General features: G+C 60.4%; 21 protein-coding genes and 1 pseudogene. 13 read left to right on the forward strand and 9 right to left on the reverse strand.

Going from position 1 to position 23,780, the window contains the following annotated elements:
- Positions 1–12 precede the first annotated feature (12 nt).
- Both KHO07_RS04845 and KHO07_RS04850 read left to right on the forward strand, forming a co-directional pair.
- The gene (locus KHO07_RS04845) at positions 13–654 is read left to right on the forward strand and encodes an MBL fold metallo-hydrolase (RefSeq protein ID WP_075945654.1); all 642 of its coding nucleotides are present in this window, start codon (positions 13–15) and stop codon (positions 652–654) included.
- 104 nt (positions 655–758) lie between these two features.
- Positions 759–1,490, forward strand: coding sequence for an OmpA family protein (locus KHO07_RS04850; RefSeq protein ID WP_150733878.1), 732 nt, complete (start codon positions 759–761; stop codon positions 1,488–1,490).
- Positions 1,491–1,615: 125 nt separating this feature from the next.
- Here KHO07_RS04850 and ehuA read toward each other — a convergent pair whose 3' ends face one another.
- The 4 genes from ehuA to ehuB form a co-directional block, all read right to left on the reverse strand.
- Positions 1,616–2,410 (reverse strand): ectoine/hydroxyectoine ABC transporter ATP-binding protein EhuA, encoded by a 795-nt coding sequence (gene ehuA / locus KHO07_RS04855; protein ID WP_244858300.1) that lies wholly within the window; start codon positions 2,408–2,410, stop codon positions 1,616–1,618.
- Positions 2,411–2,490: 80 nt separating this feature from the next.
- Complete coding sequence (gene ehuD / locus KHO07_RS04860) at positions 2,491–3,147, reverse strand: ectoine/hydroxyectoine ABC transporter permease subunit EhuD (protein ID WP_212626589.1); 657 nt, start codon at positions 3,145–3,147, stop codon at positions 2,491–2,493.
- Positions 3,144–3,803 (reverse strand): ectoine/hydroxyectoine ABC transporter permease subunit EhuC, encoded by a 660-nt coding sequence (gene ehuC, locus KHO07_RS04865; RefSeq protein ID WP_212626590.1) that lies wholly within the window; start codon positions 3,801–3,803, stop codon positions 3,144–3,146. Before ehuC ends, ehuD begins: the two co-directional genes overlap by 4 nt.
- A 75-nt stretch (positions 3,804–3,878) precedes the next feature.
- A complete protein-coding gene (gene ehuB, locus KHO07_RS04870; RefSeq protein WP_212626591.1) occupies positions 3,879–4,736 on the reverse strand; it encodes an ectoine/hydroxyectoine ABC transporter substrate-binding protein EhuB in 858 nt (285 codons plus the stop codon).
- A gap of 290 nt (positions 4,737–5,026) precedes the next feature.
- Here ehuB and KHO07_RS04875 point away from each other — a divergent pair, with 290 nt between their 5' ends.
- The 8 genes from KHO07_RS04875 (at position 5,027) to KHO07_RS04910 (ending at position 14,385) form a co-directional block, all read left to right on the forward strand.
- Complete coding sequence (locus tag KHO07_RS04875) at positions 5,027–6,421, forward strand: PLP-dependent aminotransferase family protein (protein WP_212627588.1); 1,395 nt, start codon at positions 5,027–5,029, stop codon at positions 6,419–6,421.
- A gap of 105 nt (positions 6,422–6,526) precedes the next feature.
- Complete coding sequence (gene eutB, locus KHO07_RS04880) at positions 6,527–7,498, forward strand: hydroxyectoine utilization dehydratase EutB (RefSeq protein WP_212626592.1); 972 nt, start codon at positions 6,527–6,529, stop codon at positions 7,496–7,498.
- A gap of 36 nt (positions 7,499–7,534) precedes the next feature.
- Positions 7,535–8,527 carry an ectoine utilization protein EutC gene (gene eutC, locus KHO07_RS04885; protein ID WP_212626593.1) on the forward strand — a complete coding sequence of 331 codons (993 nt, stop codon included), beginning with the start codon at positions 7,535–7,537 and terminating at the stop codon, positions 8,525–8,527.
- Positions 8,528–8,569: 42 nt separating this feature from the next.
- Positions 8,570–9,760, forward strand: a complete 1,191-nt coding sequence (gene doeA / locus KHO07_RS04890; RefSeq protein WP_212626594.1) for an ectoine hydrolase DoeA — start codon at positions 8,570–8,572, stop codon at positions 9,758–9,760.
- Between the two features lie 3 nt (positions 9,761–9,763).
- Positions 9,764–10,765 carry a N(2)-acetyl-L-2,4-diaminobutanoate deacetylase DoeB gene (gene doeB / locus KHO07_RS04895; RefSeq protein WP_212626595.1) on the forward strand — a complete coding sequence of 334 codons (1,002 nt, stop codon included), beginning with the start codon at positions 9,764–9,766 and terminating at the stop codon, positions 10,763–10,765.
- A 131-nt stretch (positions 10,766–10,896) separates the two neighbouring features.
- A complete protein-coding gene (locus KHO07_RS04900; protein ID WP_212626596.1) occupies positions 10,897–11,376 on the forward strand; it encodes an Lrp/AsnC family transcriptional regulator in 480 nt (159 codons plus the stop codon).
- Positions 11,377–11,515: 139 nt separating this feature from the next.
- Positions 11,516–12,988: an NAD-dependent succinate-semialdehyde dehydrogenase gene (locus KHO07_RS04905; RefSeq protein WP_212626597.1), complete on the forward strand. Its 1,473-nt coding sequence runs from the start codon at positions 11,516–11,518 to the stop codon at positions 12,986–12,988.
- An 11-nt stretch (positions 12,989–12,999) separates the two neighbouring features.
- Positions 13,000–14,385, forward strand: a complete 1,386-nt coding sequence (locus KHO07_RS04910) for an aspartate aminotransferase family protein (protein ID WP_212626598.1) — start codon at positions 13,000–13,002, stop codon at positions 14,383–14,385.
- A gap of 85 nt (positions 14,386–14,470) precedes the next feature.
- Here KHO07_RS04910 and KHO07_RS04915 read toward each other — a convergent pair whose 3' ends face one another.
- Positions 14,471–14,905, reverse strand: a complete 435-nt coding sequence (locus KHO07_RS04915; protein ID WP_047533043.1) for a DUF1043 family protein — start codon at positions 14,903–14,905, stop codon at positions 14,471–14,473.
- A gap of 144 nt (positions 14,906–15,049) precedes the next feature.
- On the opposite strand from KHO07_RS04915, the gene KHO07_RS04920 reads away from it, so the two are divergent.
- From KHO07_RS04920 to zapE, 3 genes are all read left to right on the forward strand, one after another.
- A complete protein-coding gene (locus KHO07_RS04920; RefSeq protein ID WP_150733877.1) occupies positions 15,050–15,679 on the forward strand; it encodes an alpha/beta fold hydrolase in 630 nt (209 codons plus the stop codon).
- 24 nt (positions 15,680–15,703) lie between these two features.
- A complete protein-coding gene (locus tag KHO07_RS04925) occupies positions 15,704–17,059 on the forward strand; it encodes a tryptophan--tRNA ligase (RefSeq protein ID WP_212626599.1) in 1,356 nt (451 codons plus the stop codon).
- 90 nt (positions 17,060–17,149) lie between these two features.
- Positions 17,150–18,244: a cell division protein ZapE gene (gene zapE, locus KHO07_RS04930; protein ID WP_212626600.1), complete on the forward strand. Its 1,095-nt coding sequence runs from the start codon at positions 17,150–17,152 to the stop codon at positions 18,242–18,244.
- Positions 18,245–18,412: 168 nt separating this feature from the next.
- Here zapE and KHO07_RS04935 read toward each other — a convergent pair.
- From KHO07_RS04935 to KHO07_RS04950, 4 genes and pseudogenes are all read right to left on the reverse strand, one after another.
- A pseudogene (locus KHO07_RS04935) lies at positions 18,413–19,408 on the reverse strand (asparaginase).
- Between the two features lie 78 nt (positions 19,409–19,486).
- Positions 19,487–20,692, reverse strand: coding sequence for a hypothetical protein (locus KHO07_RS04940; RefSeq protein WP_212626601.1), 1,206 nt, complete (start codon positions 20,690–20,692; stop codon positions 19,487–19,489).
- Between the two features lie 17 nt (positions 20,693–20,709).
- Entirely contained in the window at positions 20,710–21,597 is an 888-nt protein-coding gene (locus KHO07_RS04945) for a nitrilase family protein (RefSeq protein ID WP_150733872.1), read from the reverse strand.
- Between the two features lie 209 nt (positions 21,598–21,806).
- Positions 21,807–23,753 carry an FAD-dependent oxidoreductase gene (locus tag KHO07_RS04950; protein WP_212626602.1) on the reverse strand — a complete coding sequence of 649 codons (1,947 nt, stop codon included), beginning with the start codon at positions 23,751–23,753 and terminating at the stop codon, positions 21,807–21,809.
- Positions 23,754–23,780 lie beyond the last annotated feature (27 nt).

Genomic DNA, 23,780 nt, shown 5'->3' on the forward strand with positions numbered 1-23,780 from the left:
GAGCAGACCCCGATGTCCCAACAGCCCGCCCTCATCCGCGAAACCTTCCCTGTCGGCCCGCTGCAGTGCAACTGCACGATCATCGGCGATCCCGTAACGAAAAAGGCTATCGTCGTCGATCCGGGTGGCAATCATGAGTTGATCCTGGCTCGCCTCGATGCCTTGGGCCTGAAAGTGGTCAGCATCATCCACACCCATGCCCACCTCGATCATTTCCTCGCTTCCGGGCAGTTGAAGGAGAAAACCGGCGCGACCTTGCACCTGCACAAGGAAGATCAATTCCTCTGGGACAATCTGGAAATGCAATGCCAGATGTTCGGCGTTCCCTACACGCCAGTGCCGTCGCCGGATCGCTGGTTGGCCGATGATGAAGAGTTGGCTTGCGGCTGTGGCGTAGCGCTGCACACCCCGGGTCACACACCGGGGTCGATGAGCTTCTGGTTTGCCGACGCCAAGCTGCTGATTGCCGGTGACACGCTGTTCAAGCGTGGGGTAGGGCGTACGGATTTGTGGGGTGGCGATCAGGCGACTATCGTGCGTTCCATCAAGCAGCGCTTGTATACCCTCGACGAAGAAGCAACGGTGGTGGCCGGGCACGGTCCGGATACCCGCCTCGGCGATGAAATGCGTGAGAATCCGTTTGTTCGGGCCTGATTTGTAACCAGCGGAATTTTTATCGGCACAAACGATCCAACGCCCGCAAAGGTTCGATGCTTAAGTCCGTTGCACCACAGAATGCAAAAAAGTAGGAGCTCTTCATGTTCACCACCCGTCGTTTGATTATTGTTGCTACTGCCGTGGCGCTGTTGTCCGGTTGCGCATCGCCCAACCCTTACGACAACCAGGGTCAGGCCGATAGCGGCTCCACTGGCATGAGCAAAACCGCGAAGTATGGTGGCCTCGGTGCGCTGGCCGGCGCCTTGGCGGGTGCCGCCATTGACCACAACAACCGTGGCAAGGGCGCGCTGATCGGCGCCGCCGTGGTGGGTGCTTCCGCCGCCGGTTACGGCTACTACGCCGACCAGCAAGAGAAAAAACTGCGGGCCAGCATGGCCAACACCGGTGTCGAAGTGCAGCGCCAGGGCGATCAGATCAAATTGATCATGCCGGGTAACATCACCTTCGCGACCGATTCGGCGAACATTGCTTCGAGCTTCTACCAACCGCTGAACAACCTGGCGGGCTCGCTGAAAGAGTTCAACCAGAACCAGATCGAAATCGTCGGCTACACCGACAGCACCGGTAGCCGCCAGCACAACATGGACCTGTCCCAGCGTCGTGCCCAGAGCGTGGCGACTTACCTGACCTCGCAAGGCGTCAGCGGGACCAACCTGAGCGCCCGTGGCGCCGGCCCGGATAACCCGGTTGCCAGCAACGCGGACGTCAATGGCCGTGCGCAGAACCGTCGTGTAGAGGTCAACCTCAAGGCGATTCCGGGTCAGCAGTACGGTGGTCAGCAACAGCCGGGCACTGTTCAGCAGTACCCATAACACCCGTAAGAAAAAACCTGTGGGAGCGAGCTTGCTCGCGATGGCGGTGTGTCAGATAGCGTTAATGCTGACTGATACACCGCCATCGCGAGCAGGCTCGCTCCCACATTTGTATGTGTTGCTTTTTAGTTGGCCTCTTTCACCGCACTGAGGAACGCACACGTCCGTTCCTGCTGCGGATGTTCGAAGATCTGCGCCGGGGTGCCCTGCTCGTGGATCTGGCCTTTGTAAAAGAAGCACACGCGATCGGCGAATTCCCGGGCGAAACCCATCTGGTGGGTGACCATCAGCATGGTCAGGTTATGTTCGGCGCCGAGCTTGCGGATCACGTTGAGTACCTCGCCACACAGTTCCGGGTCGAGCGCCGAGGTCACTTCGTCAAACAGCATGACCTTGGGCCGCATGGCCAAGGCGCGGGCAATCGCCACCCGTTGTTGTTGCCCACCGGACAACTGCGAAGGGTAATGCCCCAGCTTGCTGCCCAGCCCCACCAATTCCAGCAGATCCGCCGCGCGTTCCCGTGCTTCGGCGGCTTTCATGCCCAGTACCTGCACCGGCGCTTCGATGACGTTCTGCAACGCCGTCATGTGCGGGAACAGGTTGAAACTCTGGAACACCATGCCGATCTTGCCGCGCACGCGGCGGATGTGCCGGTCGTTGGCCGGCACCAGCACGCCGTTGCGATTGGGCATGTGTGTCAGCAAGTCGTCTTCGATGCGGATCAGTCCGTCATCAATGCCTTCGAGGGTCATCAAGACCCGCAACAGCGTGGACTTCCCCGAGCCGCTGGGGCCGATGATCGCGACTTTCTCGCCGGGCGAGACGTCCAGGTTCAAATGGTCGAGCACGGTGAAATTGCCGTAGCTTTTGGTGACGTCCTGGAAGCTGACAATCGGCTTGACCGCTTTCGTTTGATGCATGGTCGTGGCCTCTTGCGGATGCAGCGGCGTCAGGTTGCCGCGCCGGGAAAGGTCGTTGGAGGTCGAGAGTGGAGAAGTCATTAGCGTAGCTCCAGGCGCAGTTCGAGGCGCCGTACCAGATAAGCCAGGGCGATGCTCAGGGCGAGGAAGAACAGGCCGACCATGGTGATCGGCTCCAGGTAGCGGAAGTTTTCGGAGCCGATGTTCTTGGCCTGCTGCATGATTTCAACCACGGTTATGGCCGACAGCACCGGCGTGTCCTTGAGCATTGCCACCAGGTAGTTGCCCAGCGGCGGCAGGATCGGCCGCAGGGCCTGGGGCAGGATGATGTTGCGGTAGGCGCTGTACGGCGCGATGTTCAGCGCGGTCACTGCTTCCCATTGCGCACGTGGCACGGCATCAAGCCCGCCGCGATAGACCTCGGCGATGTAGCAGGCGTAGTGCACGCCGATGCCGATGATCCCCACTTGCATGGCGGACAGGCTGACGCCGTAGTTGGGCAGCACGTAATAGAGGAAATACACCTGGATCAGCAGCGGCGTGCTGCGGATGAATTCGATCATCCCGGCGATCGGCCACGACAGCCAATACAGGCGACTGCGTCGGCCGATGGCGAGGAACAGCCCCAGCACGATGGCGATCAGGAAACCGATCAGGGTAATGCCCACGGTGTTGAGCGAAGCGCGCAGCAAATCGGGGAGGATCTGCCAGGCATAGGTCCAGTCGAACAGGGTCATGACAGACCTCCACGCATGCGGCCGCGCGCCAGGCGACGCTCAATGCTGCGCATGCCGAGGTTGATCGCTTGCGCCAGGATGAAATACATCAGCAGCGCCAGGCTGAAGATTTCCAGGGTCTGGAACGTTGCCTGATCCAGTTGCCGGGCGCGGAAGCTCAGGTCGGACAAGGTGATCAGCGACACCAGCGAGGTGTTTTTCAGCAGTTCGATCAGCAGGTTGGTGCCCGGTGGAATAGCGGCGAGCAAGGCTTGAGGCAGAATGATCCGGCGAAAACGCTTGTAGCTGCTGAAGTTCAGCGCAGTGGCCGCTTCGTACTGACCTTTCGCCACGGAACTGATTGCACCGCGCATCACCTCGGCGCCATAAGCGCCGATGTGCAGGCCGAGGCCGACGATGGCGACGCTGTAGGGGCTCAGTTCCAGATTGAACGGTGGCAGCGGCAACACGAAAAACAGCCAGAACAGTTGCACCAGCAACGACGTGCCGCGAAACACTTCAATGTAGGCGACCGAGAACCAGCTCAGCGCCCGCCATGGTGACATGCGCCCCAACGCCGCCAGAATGGCCGCGACGATGGCCAGGATCGAGCCGAAGAAGGTCACTTGGAGCGTGACCCAGGCGCCTTGTATCAATAGCGGAAGTAATTCACCCATTGTTTACACCTGCGTGGTTCAACATCCGGAGTCGGCAGGATAGGCATCGCGCTTATAGCGCCATGCCTGTCTCGACTATTGAGCGCAGAGCTCGGCAGCCGTTTTGCTGGTCACGTTGGATTTGTCGAAGCCAAACGGGGCCACCGTCTTGAGGTGGTCTTCAGAGCCCAGCCACTTTTTCAGTTCGGCATTGACCGCATCTCGCAGGTCCTTGTCTTCCGGGCGGAAGGCGAGGGCGCCGTAACCGATATGCGACGGGTCATCCTTGAATTCGGTGACCGCCTCGACCTTTTCTCCACCCTTGGCAGCCAGGCCTTTCATGGTCAGCTGGGTGCCCACGGCAGCATCGGCGCGGCCCGCACGCACGGCTTGCAACTGGGCGGTGGTGTCGGGCACCTGAAGGATCTGCGTGTCCTTCACGCCGGAGTCCCGCGCGTATTTCAGATTGACCGTGCCGGCCATGATTGCCAGTTTCACGTCCGGGTTCTTGGCGATGTCTTCATAGCTGTGCAGGTTTTTCGGGTTGCCTTTGGCGGTCAGGAGGGCGTCGGGCAATTGGTATTGCGGATCGGTGAAGATCACCTGTTTGCAGCGCTCGGGGGTGATGTACATGCCGGCGGCAATCACATCGAAACGCCCCGCGCGCAGGCCCGGAATCAGCGAGCCCCACTCGGTCAGTACGCCATCGACTTGCTTGATGCCCATTTTGGCGAAAATGACCTTGGCGATTTCCGGCGATTCGCCGGTGACCCGGCCATCAGTCTCGGTAAAGGCGAAGGGGGTTTCGTTGGCATAGCCGATACGAATGGTGCTGTTTTTCGTAATGGTTTCCAGCGTCGTGGCGGCATGGGCGCTGGCGGCCAGACCGAACATCGCGCAAGCCACGAACAGGTGACGCAAGACATGGGAACTGCGGGGAATGGAATTGCTCATCGATAAAATCTCCTGTTTCTTGTGGACCCGTCGGTGACGGCTCTGTGGTAGGAGGCAGTGTGACAAGAGCAAAGCGTACGAGAGCCGTTTCCAGTTGAGCCGAAGCCCGGTGGCACAGTTCCGGTACAGATCGATTGGTTGTTGTTGGCGGCGGGTTCGCCTGCCTGTGCATCGACCTTGGACCGAGCATACAAAAGCCCTGTGCCACATTGCATTGCACTAGGACAATTGCTTTGCATGGTTTCTCGCGGGATGCTGTCGGCACTGGCAAACACGTGGGTTCGGCGCCGATGGACAAGTGGAAGGCAGCATTGGAAATCGCCCGCAGCGGCGAGTCGAAATACAAGATCCTGGTGCAGGCGATTGCCGATGACATCGAGCAGGGCGTGCTAGTCAACGATCAGCGCCTGCCACCGCAACGACAGGTGGCCGATGCCGTGGGCATCAGCGTGCAGACAGTCACCAACGCCTATAAGGAACTGGAGCGCCAGGGCCTGGTGCGTTGCGAAGTGGGGCGCGGCAGCTTCGTATCGCGGCGCATGAGCGACCGGGTTGCCACTTATATTCTCGACAGTCCCGAACGCGCTTTGGTGGATTTCTCCATCACGCGGATCATGCACACCCGCGAGCACGACCAGTTCTGGCGCGAAACCTGCCGCGAACTCAGCACTGAAGAAGACCAGCCGTGGATTCACGCCTTTCGTCCCATTGCCGGGTTCGAGTCGCACCGTGAAGCGGCGATGCACTGGATCGGACGACAAGGCCTGCGCGTCGAGCGCGATGACATCCTGATCACCAATGGCGCGGCCCACGGGATTTTCCTCGCCCTGGCCTCCCTGGCCGGCCCCGATGACGTGGTGCTCTGCGAAGGCATCACCGACCATGGCGTGATCGGCAATTCCCAGGTGCTGGGCTTCACCCTCAAAGGCCTGGAAATGGATCGCTACGGCATTGACCCGGAACATTTCGAGGACATGTGCAGCAATGAGCGCATCACTGCGCTGGTCTGTACGCCGAACCTGAACAACCCGACCACCAGCCTGATGCCGGACAACCGTCGTCGGGAAATCGCCGAGATTGCCCGGCGCTTCGGTGTGCACATCATCGAAGACGACGTCTACGGACCGCTGCTGGATGAGCGCCGAGCGCCGCCGATCAGCCATTACCTGCCGGAGTTGTCGTTCTACTGCACCAGCATGACCAAATCGGTGCTCACCGGTTTGCGCATTGGTTATCTGGTGATGCCTAAGCGCCTGGCGTTGCGCACCGAAAGCATTTTGCGGGTCAACAGCTGGATGGCCACGCCCATGGTGTCGGAGATCGCCGCGCGCTGGATTCGCGATGGGCGCGCCGACACGCTGGTGGGACTGCAGCGCAAGCTGTTGAGCGGGCGTCAGGCGATGGTCAGCGAATACCTCGGCGAATACCTGCTCGGTCAGCATCCCCACGCCTTGAATGCCTGGATCGGTATTCCGCCGCATTGGGAACTCGACAGCCTGGTTCGTGCCCTGCGTCACAAGCATATTGCGGTGACCTCGCCCGATCCGTTCACCGTGCGCGGCACGCCGCGGCCACGGGCGGTGCGGGTGTGCGTGGGGGCTGAATGCAGTAACGAGGAAATGCGCGATGCGTTGATGGGGATGCGCGAAATTTTTGGCCAGTACCCGCAAATCCACGATTTTTGAGCTGGAAAAGACGTGGAAAAATTTGTCGACTAAATTGCCCTAGTACATTCAGCGTGACAATCCAGCCCTCTTAGACTGCGCCCAACACCTCATCGGGATGCGGTCATGTCAGCGCTCCAGCTCAACGATATTTACCTCGCCCGCCAGCGCATCGAAGCGCTGGTGCGGCATACACCGATGGAACATTCACCCAGCCTGTCGCGACGATTGGGCGTGCCGGTGTATCTCAAACTTGAGTCGCAGCAAATCACCGGCAGCTTCAAGTTACGCGGCGCGAGCAATGCCGTGGCGCAACTCACGGCCGAGCAAAAGGCCCGTGGTGTCGTCGCCGCGTCGACCGGCAATCATGGGCGGGCGCTGGCGTACGCCGCCTCGCAACAAGGCGTGAAGGCAACAATTTGCCTGTCGCACCTGGTGCCGGGCAACAAGGTTCAGGCCATTCGCGATCTTGGTGCACACGTGCGCATCGTCGGCCAGTCCCAGGATGACGCCCAGCGTGAAGCCGAGCGCATTGCCCATGAGCAGGGCGCGACGCTGCTGCCGCCGTTCGACCATCCGGCGATCATCGCCGGGCAAGGCACGCTGGGGCTGGAGATCCTTGAACAGCAGCCAGACGTCTCTCAAGTACTGATTCCATTGTCTGGCGGCGGTTTGTTCGCCGGCGTGGCGCTGGCGCTGAAAAGTGCCAGTGCGCAGATCGTCACCCACGGCATCAGCATGCATCGCGGTGCGGCCATGCACGCCAGCCTCGCGGCCGGGCGACCGGTGGAGGTCGAAGAGCTGCCGACCCTGGCTGACTCGCTCGGCGGCGGCATCGGCCTCGACAACCGTTACACCTTCTCCATGACCCGCGACACCTGCGATCACCTGCACCTGCTCAGTGAAGCCGCCATCGCCAACGCCATCCGCCATGCCTATCGCGAAGAGCGTCTGGTGCTGGAAGGCGCGGCGGCGGTGGGGATTGCCGCGTTGCTCGAAGGCGTGATCGAGGCGCGCGGGCCGATCGTGGTGGTGGTCAGCGGACGCAACGTCGATATCGATCAGCACCTGCGCGTGCTCGCCGGTGCCGACGCATGAATTCCAACAATAACGACTCCATGGAGTGCCGCGTTGATGAGTGACATCACCTTGCTGAACGAAGCGAACCTGCGCGCCTGCGTGTCACTGGACCTGCCCAGCGTCGAAGCCATCGAGCAGGCCTTCGTGTTGCTGGCCACCGCTGCCGTGGCCATGCCGCCGATCCTGCGTCTGGACATTCCGGAACATAACGGCGAGGTGGACGTAAAAACCGCTTACCTACCGGGCCTGGAACGCTTTGCGATCAAGGTCAGCCCGGGTTTTTTCGACAACCCGAAACTCGGCTTGCCCAGCCTCAACGGCATGATGATGTTGCTGTCCGCCCGCACCGGTCTGCTGGATGCCCTGTTGCTGGATAACGGTTACCTCACCGCTGTGCGTACAGCGGCGGCCGGTGCCGTGGCGGCGCGGGCGCTGTCGCGGGAAGACAGCCGCAGCGTGGCGCTGATCGGTGCCGGTGAGCAGGCCGCGTTGCAACTGCAAGCCCTGCGTCTGGTGCGGCCGATCGACAGCGTAAGGGTCTGGGCGCGGGATGCCGCCAAAGCCCGGGATCTCAGCGTTGAACTGGCCCGTGACACCGGTCTGGCGGTCAAACCCTGCGCCAGCATCGACGAGGCGATGGCCGGGGTCGACATTGCAATCACCTGCACGCCGAGCCGTGAGCCGCTGATCGATGTGCGCCATTTGCACCCCGGCCTGCACATCACCGCGATGGGTTCGGACGCCGAGCACAAGAACGAAATTTCCCCCCGTGCGCTGGCGCAGGTCGACCGCTACGTGGCAGATCGCTTGAGCCAGACACGCCTCCTCGGCGAGCTGCATCACGCCCTCGCTGCGGGCGTGGTCAGCGACGAATCGGGCTTCGCAGAACTGGGCCAGGTGCTGGCCGGCCAACGGCCCGGTCGTACCGATTCAAAGCAAATCACCCTGTGCGACCTCACCGGCACCGGCGCCCAGGATACGGCCATGGCCAACCTGGCCTTCGAGCGTGCACGTTCGGCGGGCAAGGGTTTTCAGTTCGGCAGTTAAACCGTTTTTTCATCCGTGCGTCATTTATCAGAGGGCATGTGCATGTCTCAGATAGTCGTCAATCTTCCGTTCAAGCGGGAGGAATACGCCCAGCGTCTGGCCAAGGTGCGAGTGGCCATGCAGGCGCAGGGCATCGAGCTGTTGCTTGTCACCGATCCGTCGAACATGGCCTGGCTGACCGGCTATGACGGTTGGTCGTTCTACGTTCATCAGTGCGTGCTGCTGGCGCTCGACGGCGAACCGGTGTGGTTCGGTCGCGGCCAGGACGCCAACGGCGCCAGGCGCACGGTGTTCATGCAGCAAGAAAACATCGTTGGCTACCCGGACTTCTACGTGCAATCGCGCGAACGTCATCCCATGGATTACCTGTCGCGGGAAGTGATCAGCGCCCGGGGCTGGGATGCGCTGACCATCGGCGTGGAGATGGACAACTATTACTTCAGCGCCGCCGCTTACCTGTCGCTGCAGAACAACCTGCCGAAGGCCAGATTGATCGACGCGGTCGGGCTGGTGAACTGGCAGCGGGCCGTCAAGTCGCCGCAGGAAATCACCTACATGCGCATCGCCGCGCGCATCGTCGAAAAGATGCACGGGCGGATCCTCGAACGGATCGAACCGGGCATGCGCAAAAACGAACTGGTGGCCGAGATCTACAGCAGTGGCATCCTCGGTGCCGACGGGCATGGCGGCGACTACCCAGCCATCGTTCCGCTGTTGCCGACCGGTGCCGACGCCAGCGCACCGCACCTGACCTGGGACGATTCTCCGTTCGAAAAGGGCGCCGGCACCTTCTTCGAAATCGCCGGTTGCTACAAACGCTATCACTGCCCGTTGTCGCGCACGATCTACCTGGGCAAGCCGCCGCAGCATTTCCTCGACGGCGAAAAAGCCGTGGTCGAAGGCATCGCAGCCGGACTGGAAGCGGCCAAGCCTGGCAACACCACCGGCGACATCGCTGTGGCATTTTTCAAGGTGCTGGAGAAATTCGGCATTCACAAGGACAGCCGCTGCGGCTACCCGATCGGTATCAGTTATCCGCCGGATTGGGGCGAGCGCACCATGAGCCTGCGTCCCGGCGACACCAGCGTGTTGCAACCGGGCATGACTTTCCACTTCATGCCGGGCCTGTGGATGGATGACTGGGGACTGGAAATCACCGAGAGCATTCTGATCACCGAAACCGGCGTCGAGACGTTGTGCAACGTGCCTCGCCAATTGTTCGTGAAGGATTGAGCCATGAGTGAACTGCCTGACAACCCGATCAGCGCCACTGTGGATTTCAGCCGCGAAGGTGTGCAGCACGGTTTTCTCAAGTTGCCCTATTCCCGGGATGATTCCGCCTGGGGCGCGGTGATGATCCCGGTCACGGTGATCCAGCGCGGTCGTGGGCCGACCGCGCTGCTCACCGGCGGTAACCACGGTGATGAGTACGAAGGCCCGGTGGCGCTGAGCAAACTGGCACAACGCCTGACGGCCGCCGACGTCAGCGGGCGGGTGATCATCATTCCGTTCATGAACACCCCGGCGTTCCACGCCGGGCGGCGCACATCGCCGATCGACAAGGGCAACCTCAACCGCAGCTTTCCCGGCAAGCCGGACGGTACGGTGACCGAGAAAATCGCCGACTATTTCACTCGCACCTTGCTGCCCTTGGCCGACATCGTGCTGGACATTCATTCCGGCGGGCGCACCCTGGATTTCCTGCCGTTCGCCGCGTGTCATGTGCTGCCGGACAAGCAGCAACAGGCGCAATGTGAGGCCGGCATGCGTGCGTTCAATGCGCCGTACAGCATGCGCATGCTCGAACTCGATGCCGGGGCGATGTACGACACCGCCGCCGAGTCGCAAGGCAAAGTTTTCGTGACCACGGAGTTGGGCGGCGGTGGTTCGTCGACAGCGCGCAGCGTGGCAATAGCCGAACGCGGGGTGCGCAATCTGTTGGTGCATGCCGGGATTCTCCAGGGCGAAGTGCAGGCCGCACCGACAATCATGCTCGACATGCCCGACGGCGATTGCTTCATCGCCAGCGAGCACGACGGTCTGCTGGAAATGTGCCGTGACCTGGGCGATAACGTGGACCAGGGCGAAGTGATCGCCCGCATCTACGACGTCACCCGCAGCGGCGCGGCCCCGGTGGAATACCGCGCGGCGCGCAGCGGTTTACTGGCGGCGCGGCACTTCCCGGGGCTGGTGGGCTGTGGCGATACCATTGCGGTCATCGCCGATGTGTTGTTGTAAACACCCAACGGTAGGAGCGGGCTTGCCCGCGATAGCGGTAGGTCAGTCACATCAATGGTGAATGTACCGCCGCCATCGCGGGCAAGCCCGCTCCCACAGGGGTTCCCATCCAATCAGGAGATCATCGGCCCATGCACAAACTCGATCGCTATGACCTGAAAATCCTGCGAATCCTCGCTGACGACGGGCGTATCACCAAATCGAGCCTGGCTGATGCGATCAATCTGTCGGTGACCCCGGCCTGGGAACGGGTGCGCAAACTTGAAGCCCTCGGCCTGATCAAGGGTTACCGCGCGCAGATCGACTGGGGGGCGGTGTTCAAGAGCCAGCAGGTGTTGGTGGAAATCACCCTGGCCCGACACACCGCGCAGGACATGCGGCGTTTCGAGCTGCGCATGAGTGAAGCGCCCGAAGTCGCGTTCTGTTATGCCACCGGCGGAGGTGTCGACTACATGGCTATGATCCAGGCACCGGACATCGATCATTACCAGCGTTTTATCGACCAGCTGCTGCTGGATGATCTGGGGATCGAACGCTACTTCACCTACATCGTCACCAAAACCATCAAGACCGGCGGCGCCTTGCCGGCCGAGCTGTCGCAAGAATCCTGAAATCACCGCAAACCACAAAAATCCACGATTGACCCCGCCCATTCAGAAAAAACCACCTGCCTGACCCCGTTCAAACCGCAAATCCCCATGGCTCAGCTGCCCTAGCATGGTTCCACGCACACGGATTGGAGTGAACGCCATGACTTACAAACATCCACTGTTGTTCAAGGCCCTTTGCTACGTCGATGGCCATTGGGTGCACAGTGACAGCGGCCACAGCATCGCCGTGCATAACCCGGCTGATCAAACACTGATCGGCCATGTGCCGATGCTCGACCCGCCGCAAATCGTCGCCGCCGTCGATGCCGCGCACCGTGCGTTCGCTGATTGGCGCGAACAAAGCCTGGAGGCACGCGGGGTGATTCTGCGGCGCTGGGCGGCATTGATACTTGAACATCAGGAAGACCTGGCGCGGATTCTCAGCCTGGAGCAGGGCAAGTCCCTGGCCGAGTCCCGTGGCGAAATCGCCTATGCGGCCAGTTTCATTCCGTGGTTTGCCGAAGAGGCCCGGCGCTTGTACGGGCAAAACATCCCCAGCCACATTCCGGGGGCGCATCTGGGCACGGTCAAGGAGCCGGTTGGCGTTTGCGCCTTGCTGACACCGTGGAATTTCCCCTCAGCGATGATCACCCGCAAAGCCGCTGCGGCCCTGGCCGCCGGTTGCACGGTGGTGATCAAGCCGGCCCATGAAACACCGTACTCGGCGTTCGCCCTGGCGCAACTCGCTGAGGAAGCGGGGTTCCCTGCCGGCGTGTTCAACGTGGTGCTGGGTGAACCGCAAATGGCCATGCAAACCCTGGTGCAGGACAGTCGCGTGCGCTCGGTGAGTTTCACCGGCTCGACCCGTGTCGGGAAGTTGGTGCTGCAAGCCGCAGCCCAGGATGTGAAAAAGGTTGCGCTGGAGTTGGGCGGCAACGCGCCGTTCATTGTCTGCGCCGATGCCGACCTTGAGTTGGCGGTGAAAGTCGCGGTGGCCGCCAAGTTCCAGACCTCCGGCCAGGATTGCTGTGCGGCCAATCGCATCATGGTCGATCGCGCTGTGTACCCGGAGTTTCTCAGCCGTTTTGCCACGGCGGTGCGTGAATTGCGGGTCGGCCCGGCCATGGTCGACGACCGTGAGCAGCAGGTCGATGTCGGCCCGTTGATGCATCAGGCCGCTTTCGATGTCACCGCCGAGCGTGTCGCCGATGCCCTGCAACACGGTGCGCAACGCCTGGTGGGCGGGGAGGCTCATGCCCTTGGCGGCTTGTTCTACCAGCCGACGGTGCTGGCTGACGTCACGCCGCAGATGCGCATCTACCGCGAAGAAAACTTCGCGCCGATTGCCGGGGTGATGCCGTTCGACACCCTTGATCAGGCCGTCGAGATGGCCAACGACACCGAATACGGTCTGGCGGCCTACCTTTGTTCCAATCGCCTGGACCTGATTTACCCGCTGATCCGTCGACTCGACCACGCCATGATCGCCGTCAATGGCGTCAAGTTCACCGGCCATCCGATTCCGTTCGGTGGCATGAAAGCCTCCGGGTTGGGCCGTGAAGGCGGCACCGAGGGCTTCGAAGCCTTTGTCGAAACCAAATACTTTTGCCTGCACCATCAAGGCCAGTTCTAAGGAGACATGCCATGAACCAAGAATTCGACTCGCTGTTCGAACAAGACCGTGCGCACTTCATGCACCCTTCGACTCACGCCCATGACCACGCCAGCGGCGCACTCAAGGGACGCATCATCAAAGGGGCCTCGGGTATCCGCATCCGCGACCACGAAGGCCGTGAACTGATCGACGCCTTCGCCGGCCTGTACTGCGTGAACATTGGCTACGGCCGCACCGAAGTGGCCGATGCGATCTACAAGCAGGCCAAGGAACTGGCCTACTACCACACCTACATGGGGCACTCGACCGAAGCGATCATCGAGCTGTCGAGCCGCATCATCGACTGGGCGCCCGAAGGCATGAAGAAGGTCTATTACGGCCTCTCCGGTTCCGACGCCAACGAAACCCAGATCAAACTGGTGCGTTATTACAACAACGTGCTCGGTCGCCCGCAGAAGAAGAAAATCATCTCCCGCGATCGCGGTTATCACGGCTCGGGCATCATGACCGGCAGCCTGACGGGCCTGGCGAGTTTCCATCAGCATTTCGATCTGCCGGCCGAAGGCATCAAGCACACCGTGTGCCCGCACTGGTATCGCAAGGCGCCGACCGGCATGGATGAAGCCGCATTCGTCCGTTATTGCGCCGACGAGCTGGAAAAAATGATCCTCGCCGAAGGCCCGGACACTGTGGCGGCTTTCATCGGCGAACCCCTGATGGGCACTGGCGGCATCATCGTTCCACCCGCCGGTTACTGGGCGGCGATCCAGGCGGTGTTGAACAAATACGACGTGCTGTTGATTGCCGACGAAGTGGTCTGCGCCTTTGGTCGCCTGGGTTCGAAGATGGGCAGCCAGCGTTATGGCATGCGTCCGGACCTGATCACGACTGCCAAAGGCCTGACCAGCGCCTATGCACCATTGTCGGCGGTGATCGTCGGCGAAAAGGTTTGGGATGTGATCGAAAAAGCCTCCGAATCCCAGGGTGCCATGGGCCACGGCTGGACGTATTCCGGGCATCCGATCTGCGCGGCAGCGGCACTGGCGAACCTCGATATCCTGGAGCGGGAAAACCTCACGGCCAATGCCGAGAAGGTTGGCGCTTATCTGAACCGGCGGATGCGCGAAACCCTCGAGGGCCATCCGCTGGTGGGTGAAGTGCGCGGTGATGGCATGCTGGCGGCGGTCGAGTTCATGGCCGATCGTGAACAGCGCACGCCGTTCGATGCGGCCTTGAAGGTCGGTCCGAAAGTGTCCGCGGCCTGCCTGGAACGCGGAATGATTGCGCGGGCGATGCCCCATGGCGATATCCTGGGTTTTGCCCCGCCGCTGATCCTGACCGAGGCCGAGGCCGACCTGATTGTCGAGATCACCCAAGGCGCGATTGATCAGGTCGCCAGTGAAGTGCTTGGCTGATCCCGGCCTCGCGAAACCGCATCAAAACAAAAAAGCCCCCGGACAACCATTTGTCCGGGGGCTTTTTGTGTCGCGCAAAACCTGATTACTTCTTCAGGCCGTAATGCTCATCGAGCATGCCCGGTGCGTTCGGGGCTTTTGGCGCGTAGTCGCGCGGTGGTTCCTGATTGCGCGGTGGCGTCAGGCGTTCCCGTGGGGCCTGCGCCGCGTCGGCGTGCAGGGAGGCCAGCAGGCGCTGGCGGGTCTGCTCGTCCAGGGCCAGGCGGTTGGCGCCCTCGGCGAGATGATCCTGAACTTCCTGATAGCTCTGAGTCAGTTTCTTGACCAGTGTCGCAGTGCTGTTGAAGTGGGTCACCACTTCGTTCTGATAACTGTCGAAACGTTCCTGAATATCGTCCAGCTGACGTTGTGTGCTGCTCGGCGCGGCATTCGGCGCCAGGCGAGCGATCAGGAAACCAATGGCGACACCCACAACCAGGGCAAGAGTCGGCAACAACCAAACTAAGAGCGAGTGTTCCACGAGTCCTTCCTCTATAAACGGCTTTGCTTTACGTTAACGGCTCGAACCTGCGCTGTATACCGCGATTCGCTCGCAATAGACAGCCACAGACAATTTGCTAGACGAGTCGACCCGATCCGAGGTCACGGAGTTCCTTCCTTGCTTATGCGTGAAACCCCTGTAGTGATTGATGGCCCAGTCGGCCAACTGGAAGCCCTTTACCTCGACAACGAGCAGCCGCGCGGCCTGGCGCTGATCTGCCATCCGAACCCGGTGCAGGGCGGCACCATGCTCAACAAAGTGGTCTCGACCCTGCAACGCACCGCGCGCGATGCCGGTTTGATTACCTTGCGCTTCAACTACCGTGGCGTCGGCGCCAGCGAAGGCAGCCATGACATGGGCACCGGTGAAGTCGACGATGCCCAGGCCGTGGCTGAATGGTTTCGCAGCCAACACCCGAATTTGCCGCTGACCCTGTTCGGCTTTTCCTTTGGCGGTTTTGTTGCAGCAAGTCTCGGCGGACGCCTGGAGGCGCAGGGCGAACAGATCAAGCATCTGTTCATGGTCGCACCGGCGGTCATGCGTCTGGGCGCGCAGGATCCACTGCCACAGCACGGCGAACTGACCCTGATCCAGCCGGAAACCGACGAAGTGATCGATCCGCAGTTGGTTTACCAATGGTCCGACGCGCTTGAACGTCCCCATGAGCTGCTGAAAGTGGCAGAATGCGGACACTTTTTTCATGGCAAGCTGACCGATCTCAAGGATCTGATCCTGCCGCGTCTCTCGAATTGATTGCAGTCTGACAAGCGATTACCCATGACGACTCGTACCCGTATCCTCACCGGCATCACCACCACCGGCACGCCGCACCTGGGCAACTACGCCGGTGCCATTCGCCCGGCGATCCTGGCCAGCCGTGACAGCAATGCCGACTCGTTCTACTTCCTGGCGGACTACCACGCCCTGATCAAGTGCGATGACCCGCTGCGCATCCAGCGCTCGCGTCTGGAAATCGCCGCGACCTGGCTAGCCGGTGGCCTGGATGTGGACCGCGTGACCTTCTATCGCCAGTCCGACATTCCGGAAATTCCCGAACTGACCTGGCTGCTGACCTGCGTCGCCGCCAAGGGCCTGCTCAACCGCGCCCACGCCTACAAGGCTTCGGTGGACAAGAACGTCGAAACCGGCGAAGACCCGGATGCCGGTATCACCATGGGCCTGTACAGCTACCCGGTGCTGATGGCCGCCGACATTCTGATGTTCAACGCGCACAAAGTGCCGGTCGGTCGCGACCAGATCCAGCACGTGGAAATGGCCCGTGATATCGGCCAGCGTTTCAACCATCTGTTCGGTCAGGGCAAAGAATTCTTCACCATGCCTGAGGCGTTGATCGAAGAAAGCGTTGCCACGCTGCCGGGTCTTGATGGCCGGAAGATGTCGAAGAGCTACGACAACACCATTCCGTTGTTCAGCAGCGCCAAAGAGATGAAGGACGCGATTTCGCGGATCGTCACCGACTCCCGTGCGCCGGGCGAAGCGAAAGATCCGGACAACTCGCATCTGTTCACTCTGTTCCAGGCGTTCGCCACTCCAGCACAAGCCGACGAGTTCCGCAGTGAACTGCTGGGCGGCCTGGGTTGGGGCGAGGCGAAAAATCGTCTGTTCCAGTTGCTCGACAGCGATCTGGGCGAGTCCCGCGAGCGCTATCACCAGTTGATCGAGCGCCCGGCGGACCTGGAAGACATCCTGCAACACGGCGCGAAAAAAGCTCGTGCGGTGGCGACGCCGTTCCTCAACCAATTGCGTGAAGCCGTGGGCCTGCGTTCGTTCGTCGCTCAGACTCAGGTTGCAGCCACCACCAGGAAAAAAGCTGCGAAAGCGGCACGTTTTGTCAGCTTCCGCGAAGACGACGGCAGTTTCCGCTTCCGTCTGCTGGCGGCCGATGGCGAACAACTGCTGTTGTCGCGCCATTTCGCCGACGGCAAAACCGCCGGTCAGGTGACCAAGCAACTGCAATCGGGCCAGCCTCTGGACGTGCGCAATGAAGACCTGAGCTTTAGCGTCTGGCTCGAAGACGAGTGTGTCGCCGACAGCCCGGCCTTCGCCGAGAGCACTGCTCGTGACGCGGCCATTGCAGCTTTGCGGATTGCCCTGACCCCGGTTCAGGAATAAACAGCGGCACGGCCATACCAAGGGCCGATTGCCATTCCTGCGGGCCGTCGCTACAGTGACGGCCCGTTTTTGTTGCCTTGCTAACGAATTATGACGCCCCTAGAACGATATCAAGCTGATCTGAAACGCCCGGAATTCTTCCATGATGCCGCGCAGGAAACTGCCGTGCGTCATTTGCAGCGCCTGTACGACGATCTGGTCGCAGCCGAGCAAAACAAGCCGGGCCTGCTGGGCAAACTGTTTGGCAAAAAGGATCAGACCCCGGTCAAGGGCCTGTACTTCTGGGGCGGCGTAGGTCGCGGCAAGACTTACCTGGTCGACACCTTCTTCGAAGCACTGCCGTTCAAGGAAAAGACTCGCACTCACTTCCACCGCTTCATGAAGCGTGTACACGAAGAGATGAAGACCCTCGGCGGCGAGAAGAACCCGCTGACCATCATCGCCAAGCGCTTCGCCACCGAATCCCGGGTGATCTGCTTCGATGAATTCTTCGTTTCCGACATCACCGACGCCATGATCCTCGGCACGTTGATGGAAGAACTGTTCAAAAACGGCGTGACCCTGGTCGCAACGTCGAACATCGTGCCGGACGGCTTGTACAAGGACGGCCTGCAACGTGCGCGCTTCCTGCCGGCCATCGCGTTGATCAAGCAGAACACCGAGATCGTCAACGTCGACAGCGGCGTCGACTACCGTCTGCGTCACCTCGAACAAGCGGAACTGTTCCACTTCCCGCTCGACGAAGCTTCCCACGAAAGCCTGCGCAAGAGCTTCCGCGCACTGACGCCGGAATGCACCGCCGCGGTCGAGAACGACGTGCTGATGATCGAGAACCGCGAAATCCGTGCGTTGCGCACCTGCGATGACGTGGCGTGGTTTGAGTTCCGCGAATTGTGCGACGGCCCGCGCAGCCAGAACGACTACATCGAACTGGGCAAGATTTTCCACGCCGTGTTGCTTAGCGGTGTCGAGCAGATGAGCGTCACCACCGACGACATCGCCCGACGCTTCATCAACATGGTCGACGAGTTCTACGACCGTAACGTGAAGCTGATCATTTCTGCTGAAGTCGAGCTCAAGGATCTGTACACCGGCGGCCGCTTGAACTTCGAGTTCCAGCGTACGTTGAGTCGCTTGCTGGAAATGCAGTCCCACGAATTCCTGTCCCGGGCGCACAAGCCGTAGGATTTCGGATGACAAAAAAAGGCCTGCGATTGCAGGCCTTTTTTATGGCTTTCACCCTTGCTGCTGACTCGAAAAGGTCTGTAGGAGCCGGCTTGCTGGCGATTTCGACGACGCGGTGGGTCAGTCACAGCGCTATCGCGAGCAAGCTCGCTCCCACAGGGTCATGCGTCAATTTTGAATGCGGCTTTCATGTTTCAGATAGCGCGCCAACTCGTGCTGCCGGTCACAGCCCAGCAGCAACCACAGCAGGACTCTCGCTTTGCGCGGGCAGAGAAATCCCGCCATGTGTGCGCCCTTGCGAATCAAGTCCATCTCACTGCCGACAAAACCATAGGTGGATTGTGCCGTGGAACCGGAACCGGTGCGGGTCGCAATGATCACCGGGATTTTTTCGGCAAGCTGCTCGATCACTTCGGCCCAGCTAGCCGAGACGTGCCCGGCGCCGAAACCGGCGATCACCAGCCCGTCGTAACCGAGCTTCAGGATGTTTTCCAATAACAGCGTATCGGCAGAAAGCGACGCCTCCAGCAGGGCCACCTTCTGCGTGGTGTGTTGCGGCAAGGGTAAACATCGGCGCTCGGCCGGCGGACGGGAATAGCGAACCACGCCTTCCACGAGCAGCCCGGCAGGGCCGAAGACCGGGGAGGAGAACGCCTGCAAGGCCAGCGAATCGGTTTTGCGTACACAGTCAGCCTGATGAATCTGCCCGTTCATCACCACCTGAACGCCGCGCATTCAGCTGCTATCGGCCAGGGCAACACGGCAGGCATCCAGCAGATTGGCCGGCCCATCGGCGCCGGCCTGTTTTGCCGAACGCATGGCACCGGTCAGGACCAGCGGCTCATCGCAATCCCACAGGTAATCAAAAAACACGGCGGTTTCTTCAAGGGTGTCGGTGCCCTGGGTGATAACGACGCCACAGGCGCCTTGCTCCACCTGATATTTCGCCCAGGACAGGACGCTGATCAATACCTCGAAGCTCAATGAGGCGCTGGGCAGCAGGCCGAGCGTTTCGACGCTGACCCGGGCCAGTGTCGCCAACTCCGGCACGGAGGCCAGCAGGGTTTCGCCGCTGACGGTCGGGATGACGCCTTCACCGGCATTCCTGGCTTGCATGCTCACCGTGCCGCCGAGCGCCGCGATGGCCAGTTTGGGCAGGTCCATTTGATACCTCGCATGGTTGTGATGAGAAAGGGCTGTATCCGCTGTTGAGGCCGCGATACAGCCGAATGGCAGAGTGCGTCAGTTGGCGATCAGCCACCCAATCAGCGGGATGATCAGCAACGTGCTGATGGCCATGGACAGGACATTACCGATGTAGGCGTGCATATCGGCCGGCAACCGCTTGGCGATCGCACAGGCCAGGGGCGGGGCGATCAACGCGCCCAACAATGCACTTGAGGCGATGACCTGCCAACTGCCGCCATGGGTCAACAGTGCCGCCGGCACCACGGACACCAGTGGAATGTAGGTGGGGTACCAGCCACGCAACATCCACTGTCGACGCCAGATCATGATGCCGATGGCCGAGGTCAACGCCTGGGCGCCGATCAGTTGCGGCAGCAAGCCCGAACCGTAGACCGGGCTCGAGGGGTTCAAGCTGTAGGCCAGTAATGCCCCCAGGATCAACCCGATGCTGGCCAGTTCATTGCCGAAGAATGGTGCCTCGGAAAAGTCGGCGAGGATCCGGCGCAGGGTCCAGATGACGCCGTAATCCGGCGTCCGGGTGTTGGCGGGTGGCGCTTCGCTGGGCTTCTCGGCAAGGTCCGATTCCGCGGACTTCACCAGGCTCGGCAGGTAACGACAGAGCAGAAAGGCAATCACACTGGCGATCGCCATGCCCGAGACATTGCCGATTACCACGGGCAAGCCCAGCGGGTTGCACACGTAATTGACGATCAGCAGACAGATCGGCGTGACGAGTACGGCCCCCATGATTGCGCCATTGATCGTGACCTTCCAGCCACCGCCAAACATCAACACCATCGCCGCCGGCAGTGAAACGAACGCGACAAAGGTCGGTTGCCAACTGTCGGCCGTCACCGTCCAGCCCCACAGCAGATTGCTCAGCAGCAGCCCCAGCAGTGAACTGGTGATCAGCCATGGCCACAAACCGGTCCCATAGCAGATGGCAAAACCTTGCCAGGATTTTCCCGTCCGGTTCGCCCAGTAGGCCAGATAGGCGCCCGCCAGCAACCCGATTGAGGCGAACTCGTGTTTATAGAAGGCGACTTCGCTGATGTCGCCAAGTACCCAGCGTAACCAGGCGCTCGGCTGCGGAAGCGCAGACACCATGTCGCTGTAGCCTGGCCAGTGGGCCGACCAGAAAGTACGGTTGGTGAAAGACAGCCAGATGATCAGCAGCGCCGTGCCAATCATCAGCAGAATGATCGCGGTATCAACCGGCGATCGCTGTGCAAGCCGGTTTTTCTCAGGGGTGATCTCCATGTTTTATGTCTCCTGTATCAGCGTGGGAGACATGGGTGCTGGGTGTAACCGAGCATCTGATCGTAGAGATCGGCTCGACGGTCACGATGCAGATCGTTCAGGCTGTTCCAGATCGGCGCGCTGCGGGAGCTGGTCAGGTCGATATCGGCAAACAGGATTTCCTGCTGGTCCGCCGATGCCACCGGGCCAATCGGCCAGCCGTTGGTCCCGGCAATCAGCGAGCAACCGAGATAGCGAGCGCCACGCTCCTCGCCGATCCGGCTGGCCGCTGCAATAAACACGTTGTTGACGTGGGCCGCGGTCATCGTCAGGTACGACGCCATGCACTTGCCGGCATCATCGAACAGCGGCGGTGGCGTCCACACCCAGTTGTTCAGGCTGCAAATGATGTCCGCGCCTTGCTGGCTGAGGATTCGTGGCACTTCCGGGAACCAGATGTCCCAGCAGATCAACAAACCGATACGGCCGATGGGCGTGTCGAAAACCGGGAAACCGAGGTTGCCCGGTGTGAACCAGAGCTTCTCCAGGTTCCACAAATGGGCTTTGCGATACTTGCCGATAAACCCCTCCGGGCCGACCAGAACACCGGTGTTGAACAGCTGCATGCCGTCGCGCTCGGTCAGGCCGGCCACGAGGTAAACCTTGTGCTCGCGGGCGAAGTCCATCCAGGCCTGCACGCCAGGCCCTTCGGGAACGGCCTCCGAATGATCGAAGGCATCCTGCCGATTGCTGAAGAAATACCCGGTGCTGGAAAGCTCGGGCAGCACGATGAGATTCGCGCCGCCGTTTACCGCTTCCAGCGCCAATTCCAGGCTGCGCCGCAGATTGCCTTCTCGTTTCTCAACGCCCACTTGTGGATCGAATTGCACGACTGCTACACGAACAGGACTCGTTGGCTCGCTCATTCCCGATAACCTCTTTTTTATTGTTTTTTCACGCTGTTGAACTGCGTGTTTATAAGAGTTGAATCGGGCTGTGCTCGTAAGTCAGCAGCTTCCGTTAAGGGTGTAGTCCATGTCCGAAGATGCATGGGCGGGGTTTTTGATATTGGATCGGAGGCAGAGCCAATGCAGGTCGTGCATGGCTCTGGAGAGGCTCTGGAGATGCGATGGAATCAGGCTTTGAGCTGGTAGTGCGGATAGTCGCTCATGGCAAACCCGCCGTTGAACGTCGCAGCGGTTTTGTTGCAAATGTGAATAACCGCATCGACGGCGCCGCGAAAGCACGGCTCGGTCCATCCGGCGTCAACCGAAAATGATTCACCGGAAAAATACAGGCCTGACACATGCGCGTAGTCCCTGTTGTACTTCATCAGGCCGACCGCATCGTAATAGGTGCCGGGCCGGTAAAGCTTTGCGCAGCCCAGTGAGTTTTTATCGGTGATCCAGCGCTGGACCACGGCTTGATCAATGCCGATGTAAGGGGAGATTTTTTCCTGGATGTTGGCGGCGTTCATCAGGATGCGGTCCAGCTCTTCAGCGCACTTGGTGACCAACTCTTTATCGCTGAACGAGGCGAGTTTGGTGGCGTCGTCCTCCCATGTGTAACTCAGGAGGATGCAGTCATAGCTGTAGTTCTCGTTGTAGCGGTAGGTGTAGACGTCGTGGATAAAACTGTCGGTGACGATGGCTTGCGGGATGGTGGTGTTTTTTGAAAGAAATGATTTTTTCAGCGGTGCATAGACTTTGCAGCTGGTTTCCCAGTGCGCGGTTTTCCAGGCGTTGATCGTCTCGAACGGCAGCATCTCTTCCGTGAAGTTTTCAAGCCTGATCCGGGTTTCGATCAACCAGGACGGAAGGGTCACGATGACTGAATCAAAGTCTTCGAAGTGTTCCCGGGTTTCTTTTGGTTGGCTGTGATTGCCGTTGAAGTAAACGCGGGTTTGCTGGTTAGCCAGTTTTTTGAGTCTGGTGACGGATGAGTCCGTCAGCAAACCATGGGTTCGTTCACGGCTATGTTCGTAGACGGACTGTCCGGTTTCATCGATTTTCATGAACAACAGGCATTCGTCCAGCGCGGCAAGGCCGATGTAGCGGGGGCGGTCGAAACGCCGTCCCGTTGAATCAAAAACGGCTTCGCTGTTCAGGTGCGGTGCATCCAGCGGGTTTCCCATTGAGTCCACTCGGCCGTGGATCAGTTGCAACTGGCTGCTAAAACCAAAAATGGCGGTACGCAGGGGATAGAGGCAACAAACGTCGTAAAAGGCCCCCCAACTGCCGTCGCCAATACCGATGGCATAGAAAATCGCCGACTCCTCGGGGGACATGCCCATCCCGCCAAAATCACCCGGCGCGTGCCTGTCCCAGGTCCGCAAGACCGGCATGCTGACCAAATCTCGAAATGAAACGCCTTGATACGTCTTGACGATGGCCGCCCACATCGACTCCCACTCAGGACTGGCATAAATCTCGGCAACCTGTTGCGTCATGCGATCGGCAAAAGCCTTCCACTTGGCATACACCCGTTGCAGGTCTTCGCCGGGCGGCGGGGTGAGGCCATCGAGGTTTTTCCAGATCAGCATCTGCGGGTCGGGGTCGTCGCCCATGCTGCCTTCACGCAGATAAATCCCGGTGGAGGCCACCCACTGGCTGCCCGGATTGGCAAAATCAGAAAACGACAAATCGAAAGCCTGGGCGTAGTAAGCCATCAACGAACGACCTGCCGTCGGCGGCTCGTCCGCCCGATTGAAGAAGGGCATGCGCATGGCGCCCATCTCAAACGGTGTGTGGCTTTGCGATGAATGCCGGCTGCCGGGAACGGTCAGGTGCCGGCCGCCAATGCGCGTGGATTGTTCGATGAGGGTGATGTGGGTGAAGCCGCAGCGATAGAGTTCCCTGGCGGCGGTCAGGCCGGTTACACCGGCGCCAATGATGCAGATTCTATGGCTGGGGTCTGTTGCCCTGGCGATGCCATCTTGCTGTTCGACCAGTGCTCGATAGTCGAAGCACAAGTCCGGTGGACTGGGAAAACGAGCAGCCCACTTGTTGGCTGTGGCGCGCTTTGTACGGGTGGCAGCCTTGGCCACGAATGCGGGGTAGTTGTAGCTTGATCCGATAGTCATTGTTGAACGTCCTTGTCAGCATTGATG

This window comes from Pseudomonas sp. PP3, from assembly GCF_905336995.1.
Taxonomy (GTDB): domain Bacteria; phylum Pseudomonadota; class Gammaproteobacteria; order Pseudomonadales; family Pseudomonadaceae; genus Aquipseudomonas; species Aquipseudomonas reinekei.